Source organism: Pseudomonas sp. GW822-FHT02G04, from assembly GCF_058802085.1.
Genome location: NZ_JBXANU010000001.1, coordinates 450,829 through 474,485 on the forward strand (window position 1 = coordinate 450,829; position 23,657 = coordinate 474,485).

The window sequence follows — 23,657 nt, forward strand, 5'->3', positions numbered from 1 at the left end:
TCAGATCCTGCACACTTTCCGTTCAGTAATATTAGTTTCGCACTGAGAAAGTGCAAATGGCGACGCTTGGCGCCTGCCCTGCGGGCAGTATTCCCACAGGGAAAAGAATATTCCCATACATACAGCACAAAAGCGCCTGTCACGGTGTATCAACGTTTCACTCGCGAATCTGGCAAGGGCTTTGCATTCCTATTGGGAAAATAACTTTCTTTTTAGGAATAAAAAGACGGTCAAGGCCCATCCAAGATGTTTTGCCTTTCGCGAGGAGTGACGAGCAATGTTGCCAGCAGAAACCCAGCGCATCATCGACAAGCACGGGATCAAGTACGTGCTTGCGCAATTTGTGGATATTCACGGTGCGGCCAAGACCAAGTCGGTGCCGATCTGTGGGCTCAAGACCGTCGCCGAAGAGGGGGCGGGTTTTGCCGGGTTCGCGATCAGTGGCATGGGCATGGAGCCCCACGGTCCGGACTTCATGGCTCGCGGCGACTTGTCCACCCTGACCCCGGTGCCCTGGCAGCCGGGTTACGGCCGGGTGGTGTGCGTCGGCCACGTCGACGGTAAGCCGCATCCGTATGACAGCCGTTATGTGCTGCAGCAACAAGTGCAACGCCTGGAAGAAAAGGGCTGGACCCTCAACACCGGCCTGGAACCCGAGTTCAACCTGATGCGGCGCGACGAGCAGGGCAAGCTGCAATTGGTCGACCCCAGCGACAACCTCGACAAGCCTTGCTACGACTATAAAGGCTTGTCGCGCTCCCGCGTTTTCCTGGAGCGGCTGACCGAAGCCCTGCAGGCAGTGGATTTCGAGGTCTATCAAATTGACCACGAAGACGCCAACGGCCAGTTCGAGATCAACTACACCTACAGCGACGCCATGACCTCGGCGGATCGCTTCACCTTCTTCCGCATGGCCGCCGGCGAAATCGCCAATGACCTGGGCATGATCTGCTCGTTCATGCCCAAGCCTGATCCGAGGCGCGCCGGGAACGGCATGCACTTTCACCTGTCGATCAGCAGCGCCGACAATAAGAACCTGTTCCATGACGCCAGTGATCCGAGCGGCATGGGGCTGTCGAAAATGGCCTATCACTTCGCCGCCGGCCTGCTTGCCCACGGCCCGGCGCTGTGTGCCTTCGCCGCGCCGACGGTCAACTCCTACAAGCGTCTGGTGGTGGGTAATTCGTTGTCCGGTGCGACCTGGGCTCCGGCCTTTATCGCCTTCGGTGCCAACAACCGTTCAGCCATGGTGCGGGTGCCTTACGGCCGCCTCGAATTCCGTCTGCCGGACGCTGGTTGCAACCCTTATCTGGTCAGTGCCGCGATCATCGCTGCGGGCCTGGACGGCATCGACCGCCAGTTGGAAATCGATCACATCTGTAATGAAAACCTCTACAGCCTGAGCCTCGAACAGATCGCCGCGCGGGGCATCAAGACCCTGCCGCAATCGCTCAAGGAAGCCTGCGACGCGCTCGAAGCAGACCCGTTGTTCGCCGAGGTACTTGGCCCACAGATCGTTGGCGAGTTCATCAAGCTCAAGCGCATGGAGTGGGTGGAATACAGCCGCCACGTCTCCGACTGGGAAATCCAGCGCTACACCGAATTTTTCTGATTTTTCATTTTGACAACCATTCGGGCACCCGGCACGGCGCCGGGCGTTCACTGCCTCCGAAGGAGACTTGATATGTGTGGGATCGTAGGTCTTTACCTGAAAAATCCGCAGCTGGAATCCCAGCTCGGCAAGCTCTTTGAACCGATGTTGCAGGCCATGACCGATCGTGGCCCGGACAGTGCCGGCTTCGCCATTTACGGCGATGAAGTGGCGGACGGCTGGGTCAAGCTGACCTTGCAGGCGACCACTGAAGGCTTCGACTGGAAAACCCTGATGGGTGAATTGGAAGGGCGCCTGGGCTGTTCGCTGGACTGGTTCCAGAACGCCAGTGCCGCGGTGTTGAAGATCCATGCCGAAGAGGCGCCGGTACGCCTGGCCCTCGCGGAACTCGCACCGAGCCTGCGCATCATGAGCGCCGGGCAAAGCATCGAAATCCTCAAGGGCATGGGCTTGCCCCAGGAAATCTCCCAGCGTTTCGGCCTGGCCGGCATGAAGGGTAGCCACATCATCGGCCACACCCGCATGGCCACCGAAAGCGCGGTAACTATGGAAGGCAGCCATCCGTTTTCCACTGGCGCCGACCTGTGCCTGGTGCACAACGGCTCGTTGTCGAACCACTTCCGCCTGCGTCAGGAACTCAAGCGCGAAGGCATTCACTTCGAGACCGACAACGACACTGAAGTGGCCGCCGGCTACCTGACCTGGCGCCTACAGCAGGGCGATTCATTGAAGGAAGCGCTGGATCACTCGCTGGAGGATCTCGACGGTTTCTTCACCTTCGCCATCGGCACCCGCAACGGTTTTGCGGTGATCCGCGACCCGGTCGCCTGCAAGCCGGCGATTCTTGCCGAGACGGACGACTACGTCGCCATGGCCTCCGAGTATCAGGCCTTGTCGAGCCTGCCGGGAATCGAAAACGCCAGAATCTGGGAGCCCGCACCGGCCACCCTGTACATCTGGGAACGCGAGTCAGCTTAAGGAGCGCACACATGAAAACCATCGATCTTTCCACTGACACCGTGCGTGACCTCAATCAGGCGCTGCACGATCAGGTCAATAACGTGACCGACCACGAGTGGGTAGTGACTCACTCCGATGGCAAGCACAACCTCGCGGTCGGGGTGAATGAAGCGGTGTCCATCGATATCCAGGGTCACGCCGGTTACTACTGCGCGGGGATGAATCAAAAGGCCTCGATCACCGTCCACGGCAACGTCGGTGTCGGTTGTGCCGAGAACATGATGTCCGGCTATGTCCGGGTCAAAGGCAGCGCCTCTCAGGCGGCCGGTGCTACGGCCCATGGCGGGTTGCTGGTGATTGAAGGCGACGCCGGGGCGCGTTGCGGGATTTCCATGAAGGGCATCGACATTGTTGTCGGCGGCAGCATCGGCCACATGAGCTGCTTCATGGGGCAGGCCGGTCGCCTGGTGGTCTGCGGCGACGCCGGCGATGCACTGGGCGATTCGTTGTATGAAACCCACATCTACGTGAAAGGGACCGTTGAGTCTCTGGGCTCGGATTGCATCGAGAAAGAGATGCGCGCCGAGCACCTGGAAGAGCTGCAAGGGCTGCTCGACCGCGCCGGTTTCGAGCACAAGGCGGCTGACTTCAAGCGCTACGGTTCGGCCCGTCAGTTGTACAACTTCAAAGTCGATAACGCGTCCGCGTACTGATCCGCGCGAGGAGAATAGATATGAGCGACCCAATCAGCCAAAAAGCGCCTCCCGTACTGCGCGAGTCAGCCACCTTCGACCGCCTGACCATCCAGGAAATCCAGCGTGCCGCGGAAACCGGCATCTACGATATTCGGGGCGGTGGCACCAAACGCAAACTGCCGCATTTTGATGACTTGCTGCTGCTTGGTGCCAGCGTTTCGCGCTATCCTCTGGAAGGCTATCGGGAGAAGTGCGGAACCGATGTGATCCTCGGCAACCGTTTCGCCAAGAAGCCGATTCACCTGAAGATTCCGGTGACCATCGCCGGCATGAGCTTCGGGGCTTTGTCGGCCAATGCCAAGGAAGCCCTGGGCCGTGGCGCGACCATCGCCGGCACCAGTACCACCACCGGTGACGGCGGCATGACCCCGGAAGAACGCGGCCAGTCGCAGCATTTGGTGTATCAGTATTTGCCGTCCCGCTATGGCATGAACCCGGACGATCTGCGCAAGGCCGACGCGATTGAAATCGTTCTGGGGCAGGGCGCCAAACCCGGTGGTGGCGGTATGTTGCTGGGCATGAAAGTCACTGAGCGCGTGGCCGGTATGCGCACTTTGCCGATCGGTGTCGACCAGCGCAGCGCCTGCCGACACCCGGACTGGACTGGCCCGGATGACCTGGCGATCAAGATTGCCGAGCTGCGGGAAATCACCGATTGGGAAAAACCAATCTACGTAAAAATCGGCGCCAGCCGACCGTATTACGACGTCAAGTTGGCGGTAAAAGCCGGGGCTGACGTGATTGTGCTCGACGGCATGCAAGGCGGAACTGCAGCGACTCAGGAAGTGTTCATCGAACACGTCGGGATCCCGATTTTGTCGGCCATTCCACAAGCGGTACAGGCTTTGCAAGAGATGGGCATGCATCGCAAGGTTCAGTTGATTGTTTCGGGAGGGATTCGCAACGGTGCCGACGTCGCCAAGGCGATGGCGCTGGGTGCGGATGCGGTAGCTATCGGGACGGCGGCGCTGATTGCCTTGGGCGATAACCATCCACGCCTGGACGAGGAACTGAAGAAAATCGGCTCGGCCGCTGGTTTCTACGATGACTGGCAGAACGGCCGGGACCCGGCCGGTATCACCACGCAGGACCCTGAGCTGTCCAAGCGACTGGACCCTGTGGAAGGTGGTCGGCGTCTGGCCAACTACCTGCGCGTGCTGGTGCTGGAAGCCCAGACCATGGCCCGGGCTTGCGGCAAGTCGCACCTGCACAACCTCGATCCCGAGGATTTGGTAGCACTGACGGTGGAGTCGGCTGCCATGGCGCGGGTGCCGCTGGCGGGGACCAACTGGATTCCAGGATCCGGTATCGGTTACTGACAAACCCTGTGGCGAGCGAGCTTACTCGCGCTGGGCTGCGAAGCGGCCCCAAGAATCTTTGCGAGTGCTACGCACTCGAGCGCGAGCAAGCTCGCTCGCCACAGATCAAGGAGCCCGACAAGAGGCCCATGAGATAACAACTGCTCGCTGCCAGACACCTACCATTCCTTTGCAGGAGCTTTGAACATGGTCAATCGTCTTCTCGGCAAATCCCTCCTTGTCTTATTGGCGGCCGGCGCCCTCGCGCCGCTCGCCCAAGCGGCCGACGCACCCACATTGAACACCGGCAGCACCGCCTGGATGGTGACCGCCGCGGTGCTGGTGCTGTTCATGTGTCTGCCGGGCCTCGCCTTGTTTTACGGCGGTCTGGTGCGGGCGAAAAACATGCTCTCGCTGTTTACCCAGTGCTTCGGCATCGCCGGTCTGGTCGGCGTGCTGTGGGTGATCTATGGCTACAGCATGGTGGTCGACAGCACTGGCATGGTTGAGGGGCAGGTGACGTTCAACAGTTTCGTCGGTGGTTTGAGCCGGGCCTTTCTGGCCGGCATGACCCCGGATAGCCTGGTCGGTGACATCCCGGAAGGCGTGTTTGTCACCTTCCAGATGACCTTCGCGATCATTACCCCGGCGCTGATTGCCGGTGCATTCGCCGAGCGCATGAAGTTCTCGGCAGCGCTGTGGTTCATGGCGCTGTGGTTTACCCTGGTTTATGCGCCTGTCGCCCATATGGTCTGGGGAGGTTCGGGCGCTTTGATGCATAACTGGGGCGTTCTCGATTTCGCCGGTGGCACTGCGGTGCATATCAATGCCGGCGTCGCTGCTTTGGCGGCGTGCCTGATTCTCGGCAAGCGCAAGGGCTACCAGAATACGCCGATGCCGGCTCACAACCTGAGCCTGACCATGGCCGGTGCGGCGATGCTCTGGGTTGGCTGGTTCGGCTTCAATATCGGTTCCGGCGGCGGTCTCAATGGCACTTCGGGCATTGTCATGCTCAACACCCAACTAGGTGCTTGCGCGGGGATTCTCGGCTGGATGTTCACCGAGTGGTTCAAGGTCGGCAAGCCGAGTGCTTTGGGCTTGGCCAGCGGTGCTTTGGCCGGTTTGGTCGGCATTACTCCGGCGTGTGCGTATGTCGGCGTAGGCGGCGCGTTGGCCATCGGTCTGCTGTGCGGGGTGTTCTGCTACTTGAGCGTCACTGTGCTGAAACGCCGCTTCGGTTATGACGACAGCCTCGACGTGTTTGGCTTGCACGGCATCGGCGGAATGATTGGCGCGGTATTGACCGGCGTGTTCTGCGTGCCGTCCCTGGGCGGGTTGGTGGAAGGCGTGAGCATGGGCGCTCAGGTCGTGGCGCAGATCAAGGGCGTGTTGCTGACGACGGTGTACTGCTTCGCCATCAGCTGGATCATTCTCAAAGTGATCAACGCCGTCATCGGCTTGCGGGCCGATGAATCGGTGGAGGACATGGGGCTGGATCTGGCTGAACACAACGAGAGTGCCTACAACCACTGATCGTTACTATTGAACGATACGGCCCACTTTCGAGTGGGCCGTTTTTGTGGTGCTCAGATCAACGTTGCTTCACTGATCGACTTTCGCTCGCGCGCTGCGGCGGCACGCTGCAATTGACTGGCGATCAGGGTGTTCTTCAGCAGATACGCAATGGTCATCGGCCCCACGCCTCCCGGAACCGGCGTGATCGCACGGGCGACGGTACGCGCACTGGCGTAATCGACATCGCCTACCAGCCGGTTGCCGGACTCACTGGCAATGCGATTGATGCCGACATCGATCACCACCGCCCCGGCTTTGAGCCAGCTGGCATCGATCATCTCAGGACGACCCACCGCCGCAACCACGATGTCCGCCAACCTGCACAACGCCGGTGCATCGACGCTGCGCGAGTGCACCACGCTGACCGAGCAGTTGGCCTGCAACAATAAGGTTGCCATGGGTTTGCCGACAATGTTCGAGCGTCCGATGACCACCGCGTGCAAGCCGCTCAAGTCACCGCAGGTTTCGTGCAGCAGGCGCATGCAGCCGCTGGGTGTGCAGGGTGTCAGGACTTCGATGCCTTGCACCAGGCCGCCGACGTTTTCCCGATGAAATCCGTCCACGTCTTTGATCGGGTCGATGGCGTGAATCACTGCCGCCTCGTCGATATGTCCTGGCAGGGGCAACTGCACCAAAATGCCGTTCACCGTGGCATCGGCATTCAGTTGGGCAATCAGTTCCAGTACTTGCGCCTGGCTGGCGTCGTCCGGCAGACGGTATTCAAGGGAGCGAATGCCGACTTCCTTGGCCCGCAGCAGTTTGTTGCGCACATAGACCTCGCTGGCCGGGTCTTCACCGACGAGCAGCACGGCCAGGGCCGGGTAAATCTGCTGTCCGGCCAAGACCAGAACTTCTTCTCGAACTTCGTCGAGAACCTGGGCAGAGATGGCTTTGCCGTCGATAACGCGGGCAAGTCCAGGGGTGGTGCTGATCAAAAGAGTCACCGTCGTTTTGATTGATAGGGGGGCGAAGTGATCATCGAGGCGTCGTTGCGCCCCGATGATCCATCAGAGACCAGCAGGCAAGGACGCTCAGGCTACCAGTTGATGGCAACCGTACACCACCAGTACACCCGCGATCAGCGTTGCATAAGGCAGCCAACCGGCGCGTTTTTGTCCGGCATCGGTCTGAATGTACAGGTCGCTGAGCATCGCTTCCGGGAAGCGCCCCTTGTCCTGCACATAGTGGCGGTAGCAGAACACCGGAAGAATCAACAGCGCCAGCAACAGGCCGGTCACCAGGGTCCCGGCGCCCCAGATATCGGCTCCCAGCCCCATGCACGCCAGGTTAACGAAGCTCAGTACGCCACCCGCGACCAACAGCACGGTCGGGGCCTTGTACGGGCGTATCCAGTCGGGACGGTCCAGGCGATGGATCCAGCCGGCATTGAGGTTTAGAAAATTGAAGATGATGTAGCTGACGTTGGACGCGGCCAGCACGAACACATAATCGGACATCAGCAACAGCAGCAGGTTGAACGACAAGTCGGTCCACATCGCTGCGGTAGGCGCGCCATGTTCGTTGGTGCGCCCCAGGTATTTCGGCAACCAGCCATCCACCGATGCCTGATACAGGGTGCGCGAGGAGCCGGACATCGAGGTCATGATCGCCAGCAACGTGGCCAGGACCAACATGATCAGCACGATGTTGGCCACCAGCTTACCGCCGCCGATGCTGTCCGCCATGACCTGGCCCACGCCCATGCCGCTGTAGATCGCGGGTGACAACAGACCGCTATAGACCGCCGGTGTGACCACCGCGCCGCTGGCATCGAGCACCGCCGGTGTCACCAGTTGGCCGAGTCCGAGGCTGCCCTGAAACGCCAGGGGCACCAGGGTGAACACCAGAATGCACAGCAGGCCGGCGTAAAAAATGGCCTTGAACGTGTCACGCTTGGGGTCCTTGAATTCCCGGGTGTAGCACACCGCGGTTTCGAAACCGTAAGTGGACCATGCGGCCATGAACAGGCCGCCAGCCATCAATGACCACCCGGAAATATCCCAAGGCCCGTCGATCACTTGCCCGGCCGCGTCATGGGCCAGCGGGTACAACGGCAGGAAGTTGGCCTGGGCCGCGTCCCCGGTGAACAACGGCACCACGCCCACCAGCAACAAAGGAATCAGCGAGGTCACGCCAAGCACCAGGGTCAGGCGTGCCGAGCGCAAGATGCCGCCATGCTGCACGGCGAACACCGTCAGTAAAATCAGCAGGCCGATGGCGAACGTCGCGTTGATCCGTAGCGACAGGCCGCTTTTGACCCAGCCCAGGTCAAGCAGGGTCAGTTGCCAGGTATTGATCAACGCATCAGCGGGGAACAATGCGGTGAGGATGTAACCGGCTGCCAGCCCCGAGCCAATGGACAAAACCGGGGACCAGGCCAGCCAGTTGCACCACACCGAGACCGGTGCGATCAGCTTGCTGTAGCGCACCCAGGCGACTGCACCGTAGACCGACGCGCCACCGGATTTGTGTGGGAACAACCCGGCGATTTCGGCATAGGTGAAGGCCTGGATGAAGCCGAACAGGATCGACACAATCCAGACGATCCAGGCCGGTTTGCCTACCGTGGCGGCAATCGCGCCGATAGAGAACAGGACCAGGGCGGGCACGCCACTGGCGACCCAGAAAGCCCCGCGCCAATCGATCTTGCGGTGCAGGCTGCCCACTGAGCTGGCGGCCTGCGGTACGGCCTCGAACGTAGTCGCTTCCATCTTCGTATTCCCATGTCTGAGTAGAGTGGTAGTGGGGCAGTCAAAGTCGGGTGGCGCTTAAGTTCATGTGATCGATCAACTGCGTACCCGGCTCTTGTCGGGGTCGTAGAAAATCGCTGCGGTGACCGTGGCGCTGATGCGCTTCTGCAGGCCATCGACTTTGCCGATCTCCAACGCTGTGCCGACGTCGGCGCAGGCCACGTCGACCCGGCACAGCGCGATATTGCTGGCCAGCAGCGGCGAGCGGCAGGCACTGGTGATGACCCCGACCTGAGCCCGGCCGCGGTACACCGGGTCGCCGTGGTGGGCGCCTTCGTTGCCGCTCAGTTGCAAGCCCACCAGTTTGTGAGCGGGATGGGCGCTGCGCCGCAACAGGGCGTCGCGGCCTATGAAGTCATCGGTTTTGCTTTTCAGCGGTACGCAAAAGCCGATACCGGCCTCGAACGGATCGGTCTGGTCGCTGAACTCGTAGCCGGCAAAAATCAGTCCGGCTTCGATGCGCAGCATGTCCAGTGCTTCCAGGCCCAGCGGCACCAGGCCCAAGGGTTGGCCCAGCGCCCAGATTCGGTCCCAGACCCGTTCGGCATCCTCAGGCTGGCACCAGACTTCGTAGCCCAATTCGCCGGTGTAGCCGGTGCGCGAGATCATCAGCGGGCAGCCGTCGTAACCGTCCAGGCGTCCCACCAGAAAACGGAACCAGCCAAGGGTTTCCAGACTCGGCTGGTTAGGCGCGGTCCAGACCATTTGCTTGAGTAAATCGCGGCTCATCGGGCCTTGCACCGCCAGGTTGTGAATCTGCTCGCTGGCGGACTTGATCCAGACCTTCATGCCGAGCTTTTGCGCCTGTTCGCGCAGCCAGACTCCGGCGTAATCCTCGCCGCAGATCCAGCGGAAGTTTTCTGGGCCCAGGCGCAGCAGGGTGCCGTCGTCGAGCATGCCGCCGTGCTCGTGACACATCGCCGAATACACCACTTGACCCACCGCCAGGCGCCGCACATCGCGGGTCAGGCAGTACTGCAACAAGGCTTCCGCGTCGGGGCCGATGATTTCGAATTTGCGCAGGGCGGTCAGGTCCATCACCGCCACCCGCTCGCGGCAACCGAGGTATTCCTCGATCGCGCCATAGCCGTCATAGCGCAGCGGCAGCCACCAGTTGCGGTAGTCGACGAAGCTGCCGGTCAAGGCGCTGGTGCGTGAGTGGAACGCGGACTCACGGGTAAGAATCGGGTCGGCATCGGCCGTGGTTCGAGTGCTCATGGCGATGGAAAAACGCTCCTTTTCGCTGTAAATGCGGACATGGATATCGGTCGGGTTCCAGCCATTGGCCGGGTCGATGTCATCCGGGCACGAGGTACTGCCGCACAGCAGATCGGTCATGGCGCGCAGCAGCACGTAATCGCCGGGGCGCGACCAGGGTTCATCCAGGGTCATCTGCTGATGCGCGTCGATCCCGGTATTGAAGAAGAAATTGATCGCAGGCCAGCCATTGCGGGCCTGGACCCCATGGGACGCGAGCACTCGGCTGAGGTTGTCGCTGCAGTTGTCGTGCCCGAAGTAGCCATGGCTCTCGTAGTAGCGTGCGGCGCAGGCCAGGGCGAAGGAGTCGTGGCGGCCGACGGTGTCACGCACCACCTCCAGCATCGGCTGCATCTGCCGGTCGAAAAACTTTGAGAACAGTCCCGGTGCCGGATAGGCGCTGCCGTTGAGGGTGCGGGTCACGGTCTGGTCCAGGTCCAGTTCCAGGCCGCGATCCAGTGCCCGTCGATCCAGAGCGACGAAGTCCGAGCACTGGCGACCGGCGACATCCAGCACTTGCACATACTGACCTTTGCCGACGGTGTAGCTGTGGGCGGTGCCGGCGCTGAGGGTGAACTCGTCCAGCAGCTCACCCAGCGGCTCGGGCAAGTGTGGCAGCAGCAGGGGTGAGGGATTGGCCCGTGTCACCAGCAGTCGCAGCTCGCTGGGCCGATACTGGCGGTCGACGGCCGTTGGCCCGGCGGGTGCCGCGACGATCACTAGCAGCTCATCGTTGGCGACGAAGCGGCGGCTGAAGTCGGCAGGGCTGTCCTCGTCCCAAAGTGAGGCGGCGCTGGGCAGGTGGTGTGGGTCAATCGCACGTCGGCTCAGCGCCTGGCCAATGCGACGCGATTGCAAGGTCGGCTCGGCGAGCCGTGCGCCGATGAACCCGCAGGCCGTCGAACCGCTCAGCGCCCAGGCCGCCAGAGCGCTGCGACCCAGCGTATCGACGGCCAGCAATTCGCAGGGTTGCCGGCCTTCGAGGTCGATCACCTGAAGGCTGTCGCCGGGCTGCAACGCGACAAGGGTCAGGCCGCCGGCGGCCACCCGATAGCGCTCCAGGGCCGGGGCCCGGGCAAAGAGTCCGGGCTCCCGCGGGCGGGAAACACGAGGTGCATTCATGGTGGGGCCCCCGGGTCAACCGATCGACTTGACGGACATCGGCGGTTCACCGAGGTACGCCGCCATGGAATCGTCCAGGGCATGCAGCCAAGGCGTGTGGTGGGGTGGCGACTGGGTGCCGGTCATCAGCGATCGGTAGGATTTGTCGCGGTAACCCATGATGTTGTGGGCCTTGTCGTGCTTCCAGTGCAGGAAGGTGTCGTTGACCCCGGCGATATCGAAGTTCGGGTAATCGGTGGCGTCCACCAGTTGCTGGATATAGGCGCCCTGGTATTCGAACATCTGCTGGTTGGTTTCAAGCTGCTGTTCGCGGGCATGCCATTCCTGGATATCGGCGGCCCTTCGTGTCTGGTCGGGTAGAGCGATGCGTTGCAGGATCACGTCGCGGGCGTACCAGGCCTGGGCGTCGAACATGTTGAACGAGTACCACTGGTCCTGCATGCCGAGGTAGATCAGTTGCGGGTTGGGCTGCCAGAAAATGCCTTTGTACAGGTTCATCGGCCACAGTCGGTTATCGGTCTTGAGGCACAGCTCGTCCGGCAGGAAGGGGAAGTGATGTTTGTAGCCGGTGCAGAGGATCACCGCGTCGATGTGCTTGTGGGTGCCGTCGATAAAGTACGCGCGGTTTTTTTCCAGGCGTTGCAATAGCGGCTTTTCTTCCCAGTTGGCGGGCCAGTCATAGCCCATGGGCGCGGTGCGGTAGCAGCTGGTGATGCTGCGGGCACCGTATTTGTAGCACTGGGAACCGATGTCTTCGGCGGAATAGCTACTGCCGACAATCAGCAGATCCTTGCCCTTGAACTCCAGCGCCTCGCGGAAATCATGGGCGTGCAGGATACGCCCGCCGAACTGCTCGAACCCGGGGAAGTGCGGCATCTTCGGCGTCGAAAAATGCCCGCAGGCGTTGATCACATAGTCGAACTCTTCCGAGGTCCGGGTATCGCTGCCATGGTCGTGTGCGACCACCTTGAAGCGGCGAGTCTCTTCGCTAAAGGTGACTTGGCGCACCACATTGTTGAAACGGATGTAGTCGCGAACCCCGGCTTTTTCGACGCGACCCTTGATGTAGTCCCACAGCACTTCCCGTGGCGGATACGAGCCGATAGGGCGTCCAAAATGTTCCTCGAAGCTGTAGTCGGCGAACTCGAGGCACTCTTTCGGTCCGTTGGACCACAAATAGCGGTACATGCTGCCGTGGACCGGTTCGCCGTTCTCGTCCAGACCGGTACGCCATGTGTAATTCCACATGCCGCCCCAGTCTTGCTGTTTTTCGTAGCAGACCAGTTCCGGGATGGGCGTTCCCTGGTCCCTGGCCGATTGAAATGCCCGCAGTTGAGCCATGCCGCAAGGGCCGGCGCCGATGATTGCTACGCGTGTGGTCATGGTCGTCTCTCGTGGCTGTGTCTCGTGGCTATGGATCGGAAAAGGGCTCGCTCAGCGAAAAATCACCGTCTTGTCCTGGTTGATGAACACCCGGTGTTCCAGGTGGTATTTCAGGGCTTTGGAAAGCGCTACGGTTTCGGTGTCGCGGCCGATGGCGACCAGCGCATCGGGGAGGTAGGTGTGATCGACTCGCTGGATTTCCTGCTCGATGATCGGGCCTTCGTCGAGGTCGCTGGTGACGTAGTGGGCGGTGGCGCCGATCAGCTTCACGCCACGGTCGTAGGCCTGGTGATAGGGTTTGGCACCCTTGAAGCCGGGTAGGAACGAGTGATGGATATTGATGGCTCGACCGGACAGCTGCTGGCACAGACCGTCAGACAGAATTTGCATGTAGCGGGCGAGTACCACCAGGTCGGTCTGGGTGTCCTCGACGATGCGCATCAACTCGGCTTCCTGGCTGGCCTTGCTGTCCTTGGTGACCGGCAGGTAGATGAAGCGAATGCCTTCGCGTTCAGCCATGGCCCGCAGGTCCAGGTGGTTGGAGACCACTGCGGTGATTTGCATGTCCATCTCGCCCTTGCGGTGGCGGTAAAGCAGGTCGGTCAGGCAGTGGTCGAACTTGCTGACCATCAGCAGCACGCGGGTCGGCTGACTGCTGCAGAACAGCTGCCACTGCATGTCGAAGCCGCCGGCCAAGTCGCCCAGACCTTCGCGCAGAGCACCGACATCGCCGGTCACGCCGGTGTTGAAGCGGAACACCGCGCGCATGAAAAACTGCCCGGTGAACTCGTCGTCGAATTGCGCCAGCTCGCTGATGTAGCACTGCTGTGCGGCCAGACAGGTGGTGATCGCGGCAACGATGCCGGACGCTGCCGGGCAATTGATCTTGAGAATGTAATGTTCGTTGGAAGTGTCCATCGAAGGTCCCTTGGATAAAGTGGTTGGAGGCTCAGCCCTTGGCCGTGCGCTTGGTTTTTTCCGGATCGTCGAAGGGCAGGGCGTGGGTCACGGCGGCGCTTTCCTGACTGCCGCGCACCTGCAGGGCAATGCCTGGAACCGAGCAGGTGACGCTCATGCGGGCGATGGCCATGGAGCGTTTGCTCAAGCGCGAATACATGCCGCAGGTGATCACTCCGACTTGCTGGTTGCCTTGCCACAGGGTGTCGCCGGCTTCGGCGGCGCGCACACCTTCGAGCAACACGCCGGTGATTTTGAAGCGCTCCTGGCCACGCAGGCGAAAGTGCTCTTCGGCGCCGCGGAATTCGCGCTTGTCAGGGGAGACGGTGAAATCCAGGCCCATTTCCCACAGGGTGTCGCCAGCCTTCTGATCGGCGAAGGGGTACATCTGCGAGTTGTCGTAGGGGAAAAACATCAGCGAGCTTTCCACCCGCAACCAGTCCAGGGCTGTGAAGGCGCACGGGATGATGCCCAGGCCCGCGCCTTGTTCGAGGATCGTGTCCCACAGCGCCGGGGCATCGGCGGCCTTGCAGAAAATCTCGTAGCCGCGCTCGCCGGTGTAACCGGTGCGAGAGATCATCACCGGGCGGTCGAACAGGCGGGTTTGCAGGTGATGGAAGTAAGGCAGTTGACGGATCCCGGGCACGTGCTCGGCGAGAAAGTCCACCGCCAGCGGCCCTTGTAGGGACAGGTCGTGCAGGTCGTCATCGAACAGTACCGCCACTTGCCGGCCCTGGGATGAGCGCACCAGCATTTCGTGGCCGTTGCCGGCACCGTGCACCACCATGAACGCGTTAGGTCCGGTGCGGTAGACGATGCAGTCATCGACGAACTTGCCGTCCTCGTCGAGCATCGAGGCGTACACCGACTTGCCGGGGTAGAGCTTGGCGATGTCGCGGGTGGTTGCCCATTGCAGCAGGCTCTCGGCGTGGGGGCCTACGTAGTGGACTTTTTTCAGCCCGGACACGTCCATCAGCCCGGCCCGTGTGCGGATCGCCTGATGGTGATCGGCGAGGTCGCTGTCGTAGGTCCAGGCAGTGCCCATGCCGTTCCAGTCTTCGAGGTTCGAGCCGAGTGCGCGGTGCCGTTCGGCCAGTGCAGAAATACGCCATGAATGCGCCATGTGAAGATCCTTGTCGGTGAAAGTAGGTCAGGGTTCAGGCTTGCGGGTCGAAGCGGCTAAGCCACTCGACCAGGGTCTGTCGGTAGCGGCTCATGCCCTTGTAGTCGGCGATCGGCTCGGGCAGGTCGCGCAGCACACGGTGCAGGCGGCAGCCCCAGCCGGGCTGAGTGACCAGCTCTTGCATGCTGATCAGGTAGGTGCGGATGCTGAACATCACCGCGTTGCTGCGCGGCAGACGGGCCATCACTTGCAGCTCGACGCGCAGGTGAACCTGTTGCCCGACGTTCTCGGCGGTGATGCGGCCGCGGTCGGCGCCCCATTCATGGAAAGTCTCAGGGGAGGAGTCCAGGCGCGGGTTGATGGTCAGCGTCCAGTTCAGGCGTCGCACCGGCTGCCCCACCTGCAGGTTGAGCAGGTACTTCAGCGCGCGGTCGAAGATGCCCATCTGGTGGGCCATGGGCACCGGAGAATGCCACTGCTTGAAACTCATGCCGGCGTCGAAGGCCAGGGACCAGTCGGCCGGGCTGGTGACCAGGCCGGCGTCCATGTACAGATCGCCGTCTCGTTGATCGAGCAGGGCGAAATCCCCCTGCACCTGTCGGCCAATGAACTCCAGCGGTTCGCAAGGCAGGGTCGCGGCATCACCGAACACAAAGCGCTGATCGATATCCAGCAGGGTGTTGCGCCAATGCCAGTGCTCAGCGTCACGCTCAAGGGTGAACCACTGCGGATAGTCGGCGGCCAGGTGCTCCATGAGCATCTGCAGCGCATCCCAGGCCGCCACTTGCATGTGCGGCAGCACCAGGTAGCGGCGTGGATCCTTGTCCAGCACCAAGGCGCGTTCGGCCATTTCCGAGCGGTAGTGTTCGTCGATGTCGAACCCGTGCTGGTAGATCGAGCCGGGATCCCGCGAGGTCGCCGGTTCGATGTTCACCGAATACAGGTAGCTGTCCTCGGTGAAGGGGAAGGGGAAACGACTGATGGCAGCTGGGCTGTTGCGAAAGCTGAAATCGTCTCGATAGCTCTGCACGGGGCTTGGTTGAATGGTCATGGTCGACTCCTAAAGATCCAGCGAAACGGTAGGGCCGCAGCCGCGGGAGACACAGGGCATGAGAAAGTCGGCCTGCTCGGCGGGGCTCAGGAAACTGTCGCGGTGTTCGATATCGCCGCCCACGTGGCGGGTCATGCATTGGCCGCAGGCCCCTCCACGGCACAGGTTGGGGATCTGCAGCCCGGCGGACTCCAGGGCTTCGAGCAGGCTCTGATCGGGGCCGACCCGCAGGCGCCGGCCGCTGCGCAGCAGTTCCAGCTCGAAGGGCCGGCCCGGTTGTGCGGCATTGAACGCTTCCCAGTGCACACGGCTGGACGGCCAGCCGAGTGCCTTGGCCTGTTGCCGAACCGCGTCGAGCAACGGTTGCGGGCCGCAGGTGTAAACGTGGCTGCCCAGCGGTCGATCACGCAGGATGTAGCTCAGGTCCGGGCGGCTGGCGTAGATGTGCAGGCGCGATCCCAGCCGCTGTTGCAACGCCTCGACATAGGCATCGCTCAGGCCCGGACGACAGAGGTAGTGCAATTCGAAGTGAGCCTGGCGTTGTTCCAGGGCCGCGATGTAGGCCATGAACGGCGTGATGCCGATGCCTCCGGCGATCAGGATGTGCAGGCTGGCGGTCGAGTGCAGGGCGAACAGATTGGCCGGTGGCGAAATCTGCAGCCTGTCGCCGATCCGGACCTGCCGATGCAAGTAGTGAGAGCCGCCGCGGGAGGCCTCCTGCAGGCGTACGGCGATGCGGTAATGCTGGTTGTCCGCCGGGTCGCCGGTCAGTGAATAGGCATTGCGCACCTTGCCCTCGGCCAGCGGCAGGTGAACCTGCACATGACTGCCGGGGGAGAAAGCCGGCAGGGGCCCGGCGCACGTCTGCAGGGTGAATTCGCGCACCACTGGGGTAAGCATCCTTGCCGCACTGACCCGCACTTCGATGACGGCGCTCATGACCGAACTCCGGCGTAAGGCTGGTCGGGGTTGGTGCAGACACCGAGGTATGCCCCGAGGCGGCGGGAAAAGTGCTCCCGGACTTCCAGTCCGACTGCGCAACCGATGCAGCTCAGCAGCGGCTCCGGCCCGGCGGCCTGAGTCAGGCCGCAGTGCACGCAATACACCTGGCGCTGGCCGGCAATCGTACGGGTGATGTCGATCTCGTCATCTTCCAGTCCGGCGCTGCGGGCCTCGCCGTGGATACGCCAGATAAAGGCCTCGTCGCCCATGATGTAGAGATGGCTGCCGACGGTGGCGCTAACCAGCACCTGATGCAGGCGGCGGGAAAAGTCGGCGCTCTCGCCATTCAGCACCAAGGGCTGTTCCAGTTCCCCGACAAAGGGCGTGCAGACGGCCGCCGATTGCATGACCACGATGTGCCGGGTGACGCTTTCACGAGGCAGCGGTTGGCGATAGCACGGGAGGCTGTGAAGTCGGTCCGGGGCGGCGCTGTGTCTATCCGTCATGTGGGCTTTCCTGGCGTTGAACTGGGAATTTGTTTCCTGTTGGGGAAGATACTTTCCTATGGGGAAAATCTTCTCAATCCGGAAAAAGGGCTATGCCTTTGGAGATAAGCCCTGAACAACGCCCGTCCGGGGCATGGAAGTTGCTGGTCTTTGCTCAAGGCTGAGCAACCGGACGGGGAGTTATCGATAGTGCGAACACGACCGCAGTGGTGGCCGCTCTGGTTGGGGCGTATCCGCCCCGAACAGGCACGCAGCGTGCGCAAACTACTCACCGGATTGCCCTTGTGTCAGGTGCACGCTGACGGTGCCTTGTCGGGTTTTCTGGACCGTTTCGAAGCAGTGTTGCCGAGCTGCAAACTGAATCTGATCCTGGGCGGCGAAGACCTGGGGCCGGCGCGGCGCGGATTGATCGAGGGCTGCCAGGACGTGAAACGCTGCCCTTGGCGTGATTCGACACTGGATGATGCGGCTCAGGTCTGTGGCCCTTGTCGGCAACGGGGCGTTCATCGCCTGGTGTGTGCCTTACCGCAAAGTGATGATTCGAACAAAGGGGTGTTGTTGCTGGATACCCCTCAACCGGTCCACGCAAGCTGGCGCCAGTTGTTGGAAGAGGCGGCGCAGGCGGTCGGCGTCACCGTGCGCTTGCGCTGCTACACCCGTGAGCAACAGCGCAAACAGGCGACCTCCCGGCACGGCGCCCTGGCTCGTGAGTTGCACGATTCGGTGGCTCAGCAGTTGGGTTATCTGTCGTTCCAGGCGCGTTTGCTGCAGTCGCAGTTGGGCGAGCCTGCGCACGCCAACGCCGCGTTGCAGGAACTGTGCGGCGGCTTGAGTCAGTTGCAGCGTCAGGTGCGGGAGCTGATCACCAGCGCTCGTCTGACCATGGACGGGCGCTCGCTGCGTCAGGCTCTGGCCGACTCTGTCGCTGAGTTCTCGCGGCGCTGCATCATCGTTTTTGAACTGGACAATCGCCTGGCTGATGATGCTTTGAGCCCGGAAACCGAACTGCAGATTCTACAGATCATTCGCGAGGCACTCGCCAACGCGGTACGCCATTCCCATGCACGGCATGTGCGCATCGAGTTGCGGCAAAACCAGGACGGTGAAGCCTCCGTCTCGGTGGAGGATGACGGCATTGGACTCAGTCCGGCGTCAGGAGAAGAAAACCATTTTGGCCTGGCGATTATCCGCGAGCGCGCCGCGAGCATTGGCGCCCGACTGACCATTGAGGCGATCCGCCCGCACGGGGTCCGCGTACACCTTGGCCTTCGCCGCCACCAAGAGCTGCCACAGGGGAGTTTCGATGGACTGCACGACCTTATTACTGATCGATGATCACCCGTTGTTTCGCAAAGGCCTGGCACAGCTGTTCAGCGCCAGCGACGACTTCGAAGTGGTGGGGCAGGCCGCCAGCGGCCGCGAAGGCATCAACCTGGCGGTGAGCCTGGCGCCGCGGCAGGTCTTGCTGGATCTGCACATGCCCGGCTTGAGCGGTTTGCAGGTGCTCGATGAACTGCGTCAGTTGCGCCTCGACTGTCAGGTGGTGGTGCTCACCGCATCGATGGATCGCGCCGAGCTGTTGACGGCCCTGCGCCTGGGGGCCAGTGGTTATGTGCTCAAGGAAACCGAGCCCGATGCGTTGTTGGCCTACATGCGCAATTGCCACAAGGGCGCGATTGTTCTGGATTCAACCCTGATTGCGCTGCTGGCCGATCAGGGCGAGTCAGTGACCCGGCCCGCGCACGATTCGGATCCGCTCGAAACCGGCAACCTGACCGAGCGCGAGGGGCAGACCCTGGCCCTGATCGCTGCGGGCATGAGCAATAAACAGATCGGCCGTGAACTGGGGATCAGCGATGGCACGGTCAAAATCTATGTGAGGAATCTGTTGCAGAAGCTCAGCCTGCACTCGCGCCTGGAGCTGGCGGCGTGGGTGCACAACGGCGCGTCGGTGAGACACGAGGAACGTCATTAGATGATGGAACGACCAGAGGCATTCGTGCAGACACCGCCCTTGCACCTGATGGATCGCTTTCCGGCGGCGTTGCTTGAACTGCGCGATAGCGGTCAGATCGCCCACTTCAACCTGGCCTGGGTCGAACTGATGGATCTGCCGGGTACGGAACGCAACCTCATCGACTATGTGCACCACGAAGACCGTTCGTTGTGGCGTCAGGCCCTGCATGAACTGCGTCGGCACCCCGAAACCTCCTTCAACCAGCGGCTGCGTTTTGTTCACCCTTCGGGGGAACTGCGCTGGTTCGACGTCAGCCTGAAGCGCGGGCCGCAGGGTTTCTATCTGGTGGCCGGGGATATCACTGCGCACAAACGCCGCGAGATTGCTTTGCAAGCCAGTCAGCGCAGCAGCATGAGCTTGCTCGACAGCATGCCGGGGCTGATCTATCGCGGCCGCAACAACCGTGACTGGACCATGGAGTTCGTCAGTGCCGGTTGCTTGCAACTGACTGGGTATCCACCGGAGCGGCTGGTGGACAACCATGAGTTCACTTACAACAGTCTGATCCTGGCACAGGATGCCGATTACGTCTGGCGTGAGGTGCAATATGCGCTGTCGCGCCAGGAGCCGTTCGAGCTCAACTACCGGATTCGCTGCGCCGATCAGTCGATCAAGCAGGTCTGGGAAAAGGGCGTCGGGATCTATGCCGACACGCGTGAGGTGTTGGGTATCGAGGGGGCGATTTTCGAGCGCAACGCTGGCCAGAGTCCGGCGCGCTGAATGCAGGATTTTAGGGGAAGCACAGCGCCGGGCATGGGCGAGCAGCGCTTGATGCGGATGGTCCCGGCGCAATATTCAATTTGACACAAACGGCAGTCGTTCCTTGAACCAGGCCACGGCTTGCATTTTGAACGCCTCGGCAGGTGGCGTTAACGGGTAGCGCTGGTCATAGGCCAATACGATGCGTTGAGCGGGCAGCTCTTCGCGTATGGGACGACAGACCAGGGGTTGACCATCGTAGCTATGATCGCCGAAGGGTCTGGTATAGGTCAGCGCCACGCCGAATCCATTGGCAACCAGGCTGCGCTGAAACTCGAAGCTGTGTGTGCGCTGGACGCTGGCGGGCGAGAACCCATAGAAATTGAACAGGTCCAGCACGTGCTGCCAGCTGTGGATTTGGTCAGTCACCACCAGATTGCATTCGCTGAGTGCTTGCAGACTGACATGGGTCTCGTTTGCCAACGGGTGATCAGCCGCCAGCAGGGCGTGGGCCGTCAGCTGGCACAGCTCCGTGCATCCCGTGTTTTCCGGCAAACCCAAATCGTACGTAAGCGCCAACTCCAAAGTGCCTTCGGCGAGACGCTTGCCCAGATATTCGAACCCACCTTCGCGCATATCGACAGTGACCTGAGGATGGTCCTGCTGCAGACGTCTGAGAATCTGCGGCAGGCAATATGGCGCCAGATCCTCGTAGCAGCCCAGCACCAGTTCCCCGGAAAAGTCGCTGCTGTCAGTCCCGATATCCGAAAAGGTCCGAGCCTCGGCCAAGACGCGTTTCGCCTGGGCCATCACCGTACGGCCAAAAGGCGTCAGGGACACGCCGAGCCCGCGTTGGCGAACAAACAGCGGCTGGCCGAAAAGCTGTTCCAATTCGGTGATGGCCGTGGAGATCGAGGGTTGGGAAACGTGCAGTTCCTCGGCCGCCAGCGTGAGGTTGCTGTGTTTGGCGGCAGCGAGTGCGTAACGGAGTTGTCGCAGACTGAACTTCATAAGATTTTCGTAGGTGATAAATCAATACATATTATTTTATCTTCGTTGAGTGTCATGAAATATTTGTCCTGCGCCCACCTTTATTTCTTGCTTGAGGGAGTTTCAGGTCATGACACGCAGTTCATACACCATCAATGAAAAAGACATCGAGGCCTTTCAGCGCGATGGGGCGGTTTGCCTGCGCGGCATTTTCAGTGACTGGATCGAAACCATCGCCGCCGGTATTGAGCGCAATTTGGCCGAGCCGGGTACATACGCCAGCCGATACGTCGAGAAGGATGACAAGCCGGGTGGCTTTTTCGATGACTATTGCAACTGGCAGCGGATTCCAGAGTTTCGCGCAATGGTGGAGCAGTCACCTGCAGCGTCCGTCGCGGCCGCCGTCATGCGTTCGAAATCGGCACAGTTCTTCCATGATCATGTGCTGGTGAAAGAGCCGGGGGCGCAGAAAGCCACACCTTGGCATCAAGACATTCCCTACTACTTTGTCGAAGGCAATCAGAACGTCAGTTTCTGGATCCCCGTGGACCCGGTACGCGAGTCGACGCTGCGGCTGCTTGCAGGCTCACATCGGTGGGAGAAAGGGATAAAACCTGTCCACTGGGCCGATCAAAGCGATTTTTACAGGGACGCTGACGGGTACCGCGATGCTCCTGATCCGGATACGGAAGAGGGCATGCAAGTGCTTGAGTGGGAAATGCAGCCGGGCGATGCAGTGCTGTTCGATTTTCGGACGGTACATGGTGCCAGGGGCAATGCGTCGGCGCAGCGTCGACGTGTGTTGTCGCTTCGCTGGCTCGGCGACGACATACGTTATTTCGAGCGTCCAGGACGGACCTCTCCACCGTATCCAGGGCATGCGATGCAGACCGGTCAGAGACTGCGCGAAGATTGGTTCCCGACGATACATCAAGGAGCTTGAGTTTTAAGTTGATGACAGATGTTCGCCACTGACGTGGCGAACACTTGCACTGCCATAACCCTGTTCACTGTGTTGGAGCGTGCGATTGTGAAAATCAAAAATAGCCTGATAGCCCCACTGCTTTCCCTCGGCCTGTTGGCGGGCAGTGCTTCGAGTCAGGCCGCCAGTTGGTGCGAGTCGGGTAAACCGGTGAAGTTCGCCGGGCTCAATTGGGAGAGCGGCATGTTGCTCACCGATGTGTTGCAGATAGTGCTCAAGGACGGATACGGCTGTGAGATCGACACGTTACCGGGCAACTCCATCACCATGGAGAACGCCCTGAGCAGCAATGACATTCAAGTGTTGGCGGAAGAATGGGTCGGTCGAAGTGAAGTCTGGAACAAGGCTGCGGACACCGGGAAGGTAGTGGGTGTCGGCGCACCGATCATTGGCGCAACCGAAGGCTGGTACGTACCGCGTTATGTGGTCGAGGGCGACACCAAACGCAACCTTAAACCCAAGGCACCAGACCTGAAAAAAATTGCCGATCTGACCCAGTACGCCGGACTCTTCAAGGATCAGGAAGAGCCGAGCAAGGGCCGTTTTTACAACTGCCCGGCCGGCTGGACCTGCGAACTGGAAAACAGCGAAATGCTGAAAAGTTACGGCCTCCAGGGGAGCTACACCAACTTCCGCCCAGGTACCGGCCCGGCTCTGGATGCCGCGGTCTTGTCGAGCTACAAACGTGGCGAGCCCATTCTGTTCTACTACTGGTCACCGACGCCGTTGATGGGGCAGGTCGACCTGATCAAGCTGGAAGAGAAACCGGGCGTCGACAAAAAGATCAGCATCAAAGTGGGTCTGTCTAGCGTCTTCCATGCTCAAGCTCCCGAGCTGGTGACAGTGCTGGAGAAGGTCAATCTGCCGATTGACCTGTTAAACCAGAACTTGGCTCGCATGAGCAAGGAGCACATTGATTCTCCCAAACTGGCAAAAATTTTCTTCAAGGAACACCCGGAAATCTGGCACACCTGGGTCAGTGAAGCGGCTGCGAAAAAAATCGACGCGACGCTCTAGCGCAACATAGGGCATGGATGCCCTTTCTCTGACACCTATCCCTCGCTTTTTTCTTCGCCCCGTTGACGAAGCGCCCCTTTACGCCCAGGAATTATGAACATGATCAAATCACGAGCTGCCGTCGCCTTCGCGGCGAACCAGCCGCTGCAAATTGTTGAAGTCGATGTGGCTGCACCGCAAGCCGGGGACCAAAGACACACCGTGGCACAGTCGCCATATTGTGAAGCTAGGTCATGGCGGTACGGACGCAGCCGCTAATCTTGAGATCTACCACCTGCGCTGCCCGAGGGATGTGCAATTTGCCTATGCCGATGATGTGCCACCGGGTGCCTAGAGGCGCCTTAGCAGAGGCTTGAGCCGTGTGCTGGGAAACTCGCATGCACGGTTCTTAGGGGGGTGGACGCGGGTAACCGCGTCTGACTACCCGACAATCAAATCCGGCCGTGGGCTCTTGGGCGCTCGAACTGGCTGTTCGCTGGCTCGTTACGAAGCGGTAAACGTGCTGCGGCGATCATGAGTTTGATCCAGTCGGCGCGGCTCAACGGGCATGATCCGTATGCTTACTTGAAGGATGTTCTTACACGCCTGCCGACGCAGCGTGCGAGTGAGATTACCGAACTACTACCGCACAGGTGGGCGCCCGTTTAATCACACAAGGTGT

At 60.9% G+C, this 23,657-nt stretch carries 20 protein-coding genes and 2 pseudogenes; 12 read left to right on the forward strand and 10 right to left on the reverse strand.

The genetic code is table 11. From position 1 onward, the window contains the following. Positions 1 to 277 precede the first annotated feature (277 nt). The 5 genes from glnT (at position 278) to AC1RO5_RS02100 (ending at position 6,158) form a co-directional block, all read left to right on the forward strand. Positions 278 to 1,612: a type III glutamate--ammonia ligase gene (gene glnT, locus AC1RO5_RS02080; protein WP_493172304.1), complete on the forward strand. Its 1,335-nt coding sequence runs from the start codon at positions 278 to 280 to the stop codon at positions 1,610 to 1,612. Between the two features lie 72 nt (positions 1,613 to 1,684). After that, positions 1,685 to 2,590, forward strand: a complete 906-nt coding sequence (locus AC1RO5_RS02085) for a class II glutamine amidotransferase (RefSeq protein WP_348123050.1) — start codon at positions 1,685 to 1,687, stop codon at positions 2,588 to 2,590. An 11-nt stretch (positions 2,591 to 2,601) separates the two neighbouring features. Beyond that, complete coding sequence (locus tag AC1RO5_RS02090) at positions 2,602 to 3,285, forward strand: protein glxC (protein WP_493172306.1); 684 nt, start codon at positions 2,602 to 2,604, stop codon at positions 3,283 to 3,285. Between the two features lie 20 nt (positions 3,286 to 3,305). Then, positions 3,306 to 4,646, forward strand: coding sequence for an FMN-binding glutamate synthase family protein (locus tag AC1RO5_RS02095; RefSeq protein WP_493172308.1), 1,341 nt, complete (start codon positions 3,306 to 3,308; stop codon positions 4,644 to 4,646). Positions 4,647 to 4,832: 186 nt separating this feature from the next. Next, a complete protein-coding gene (locus AC1RO5_RS02100; RefSeq protein WP_151213099.1) occupies positions 4,833 to 6,158 on the forward strand; it encodes an ammonium transporter in 1,326 nt (441 codons plus the stop codon). A 53-nt stretch (positions 6,159 to 6,211) separates the two neighbouring features. Here the strand turns inward: AC1RO5_RS02100 and AC1RO5_RS02105 are convergent, their stop codons facing one another. The 9 genes from AC1RO5_RS02105 to AC1RO5_RS02145 all read right to left on the reverse strand — a co-directional run bounded on the left by AC1RO5_RS02105 (position 6,212) and on the right by AC1RO5_RS02145 (position 17,291). After that, the gene (locus tag AC1RO5_RS02105) at positions 6,212 to 7,135 is read right to left on the reverse strand and encodes a bifunctional 5,10-methylenetetrahydrofolate dehydrogenase/5,10-methenyltetrahydrofolate cyclohydrolase (RefSeq protein WP_493172310.1); all 924 of its coding nucleotides are present in this window, start codon (positions 7,133 to 7,135) and stop codon (positions 6,212 to 6,214) included. A 96-nt stretch (positions 7,136 to 7,231) separates the two neighbouring features. After that, a complete protein-coding gene (locus AC1RO5_RS02110; protein WP_414883651.1) occupies positions 7,232 to 8,911 on the reverse strand; it encodes an APC family permease in 1,680 nt (559 codons plus the stop codon). A 75-nt stretch (positions 8,912 to 8,986) separates the two neighbouring features. Further along, on the reverse strand, positions 8,987 to 11,329 hold the full coding sequence (locus AC1RO5_RS02115; protein WP_493172313.1) for a trimethylamine N-oxide demethylase: 2,343 nt from the start codon (positions 11,327 to 11,329) through the stop codon (positions 8,987 to 8,989). Positions 11,330 to 11,344: 15 nt separating this feature from the next. Then, the gene (locus tag AC1RO5_RS02120) at positions 11,345 to 12,712 is read right to left on the reverse strand and encodes a trimethylamine monooxygenase (protein WP_493172315.1); all 1,368 of its coding nucleotides are present in this window, start codon (positions 12,710 to 12,712) and stop codon (positions 11,345 to 11,347) included. A gap of 51 nt (positions 12,713 to 12,763) precedes the next feature. Continuing rightward, a complete protein-coding gene (gene purU / locus AC1RO5_RS02125) occupies positions 12,764 to 13,630 on the reverse strand; it encodes a formyltetrahydrofolate deformylase (RefSeq protein WP_493172317.1) in 867 nt (288 codons plus the stop codon). 31 nt (positions 13,631 to 13,661) lie between these two features. Continuing rightward, positions 13,662 to 14,792: an aminomethyl transferase family protein gene (locus tag AC1RO5_RS02130; protein ID WP_493172319.1), complete on the reverse strand. Its 1,131-nt coding sequence runs from the start codon at positions 14,790 to 14,792 to the stop codon at positions 13,662 to 13,664. Between the two features lie 34 nt (positions 14,793 to 14,826). Beyond that, positions 14,827 to 15,843 carry a heme-dependent oxidative N-demethylase family protein gene (locus AC1RO5_RS02135; RefSeq protein ID WP_493172321.1) on the reverse strand — a complete coding sequence of 339 codons (1,017 nt, stop codon included), beginning with the start codon at positions 15,841 to 15,843 and terminating at the stop codon, positions 14,827 to 14,829. 9 nt (positions 15,844 to 15,852) lie between these two features. Next, on the reverse strand, positions 15,853 to 16,782 hold the full coding sequence (locus AC1RO5_RS02140) for a PDR/VanB family oxidoreductase (RefSeq protein ID WP_493172323.1): 930 nt from the start codon (positions 16,780 to 16,782) through the stop codon (positions 15,853 to 15,855). After that, entirely contained in the window at positions 16,779 to 17,291 is a 513-nt protein-coding gene (locus AC1RO5_RS02145) for a dimethylamine monooxygenase subunit DmmA family protein (RefSeq protein ID WP_454247714.1), read from the reverse strand. Before AC1RO5_RS02145 ends, AC1RO5_RS02140 begins: the two co-directional genes overlap by 4 nt. Positions 17,292 to 17,480: 189 nt before the next feature. On the opposite strand from AC1RO5_RS02145, the gene AC1RO5_RS02150 reads away from it, so the two are divergent. Genes AC1RO5_RS02150 through AC1RO5_RS02160 form a run of 3 tightly spaced genes read left to right on the forward strand, consistent with a single transcriptional unit; the run spans position 17,481 to position 20,028 of the window. Beyond that, positions 17,481 to 18,626 (forward strand): ATP-binding protein, encoded by a 1,146-nt coding sequence (locus AC1RO5_RS02150; protein ID WP_493172325.1) that lies wholly within the window; start codon positions 17,481 to 17,483, stop codon positions 18,624 to 18,626. Beyond that, entirely contained in the window at positions 18,595 to 19,266 is a 672-nt protein-coding gene (locus AC1RO5_RS02155) for a response regulator (RefSeq protein WP_493172328.1), read from the forward strand. Before AC1RO5_RS02150 ends, AC1RO5_RS02155 begins: the two co-directional genes overlap by 32 nt. After that, complete coding sequence (locus AC1RO5_RS02160) at positions 19,267 to 20,028, forward strand: PAS domain-containing protein (protein WP_493172330.1); 762 nt, start codon at positions 19,267 to 19,269, stop codon at positions 20,026 to 20,028. A 75-nt stretch (positions 20,029 to 20,103) separates the two neighbouring features. On the opposite strand, the gene AC1RO5_RS02165 is transcribed toward AC1RO5_RS02160, so the two are convergent. Continuing rightward, on the reverse strand, positions 20,104 to 21,018 hold the full coding sequence (locus AC1RO5_RS02165; RefSeq protein ID WP_493172332.1) for a LysR family transcriptional regulator: 915 nt from the start codon (positions 21,016 to 21,018) through the stop codon (positions 20,104 to 20,106). Positions 21,019 to 21,127: 109 nt separating this feature from the next. On the opposite strand from AC1RO5_RS02165, the gene AC1RO5_RS02170 reads away from it, so the two are divergent. From AC1RO5_RS02170 to AC1RO5_RS02185, 4 genes and pseudogenes are all read left to right on the forward strand, one after another. Then, a complete protein-coding gene (locus AC1RO5_RS02170; protein ID WP_493172334.1) occupies positions 21,128 to 21,940 on the forward strand; it encodes a phytanoyl-CoA dioxygenase family protein in 813 nt (270 codons plus the stop codon). A gap of 87 nt (positions 21,941 to 22,027) precedes the next feature. Then, positions 22,028 to 22,996, forward strand: a complete 969-nt coding sequence (locus AC1RO5_RS02175; RefSeq protein ID WP_493172336.1) for an ABC transporter substrate-binding protein — start codon at positions 22,028 to 22,030, stop codon at positions 22,994 to 22,996. A 99-nt stretch (positions 22,997 to 23,095) separates the two neighbouring features. After that, positions 23,096 to 23,183 (forward strand): annotated as a pseudogene (locus tag AC1RO5_RS02180) (hypothetical protein); the annotation flags it as partial. A gap of 239 nt (positions 23,184 to 23,422) precedes the next feature. Beyond that, positions 23,423 to 23,644: pseudogene (locus tag AC1RO5_RS02185) on the forward strand (transposase domain-containing protein); the annotation flags it as partial. Positions 23,645 to 23,657 lie beyond the last annotated feature (13 nt).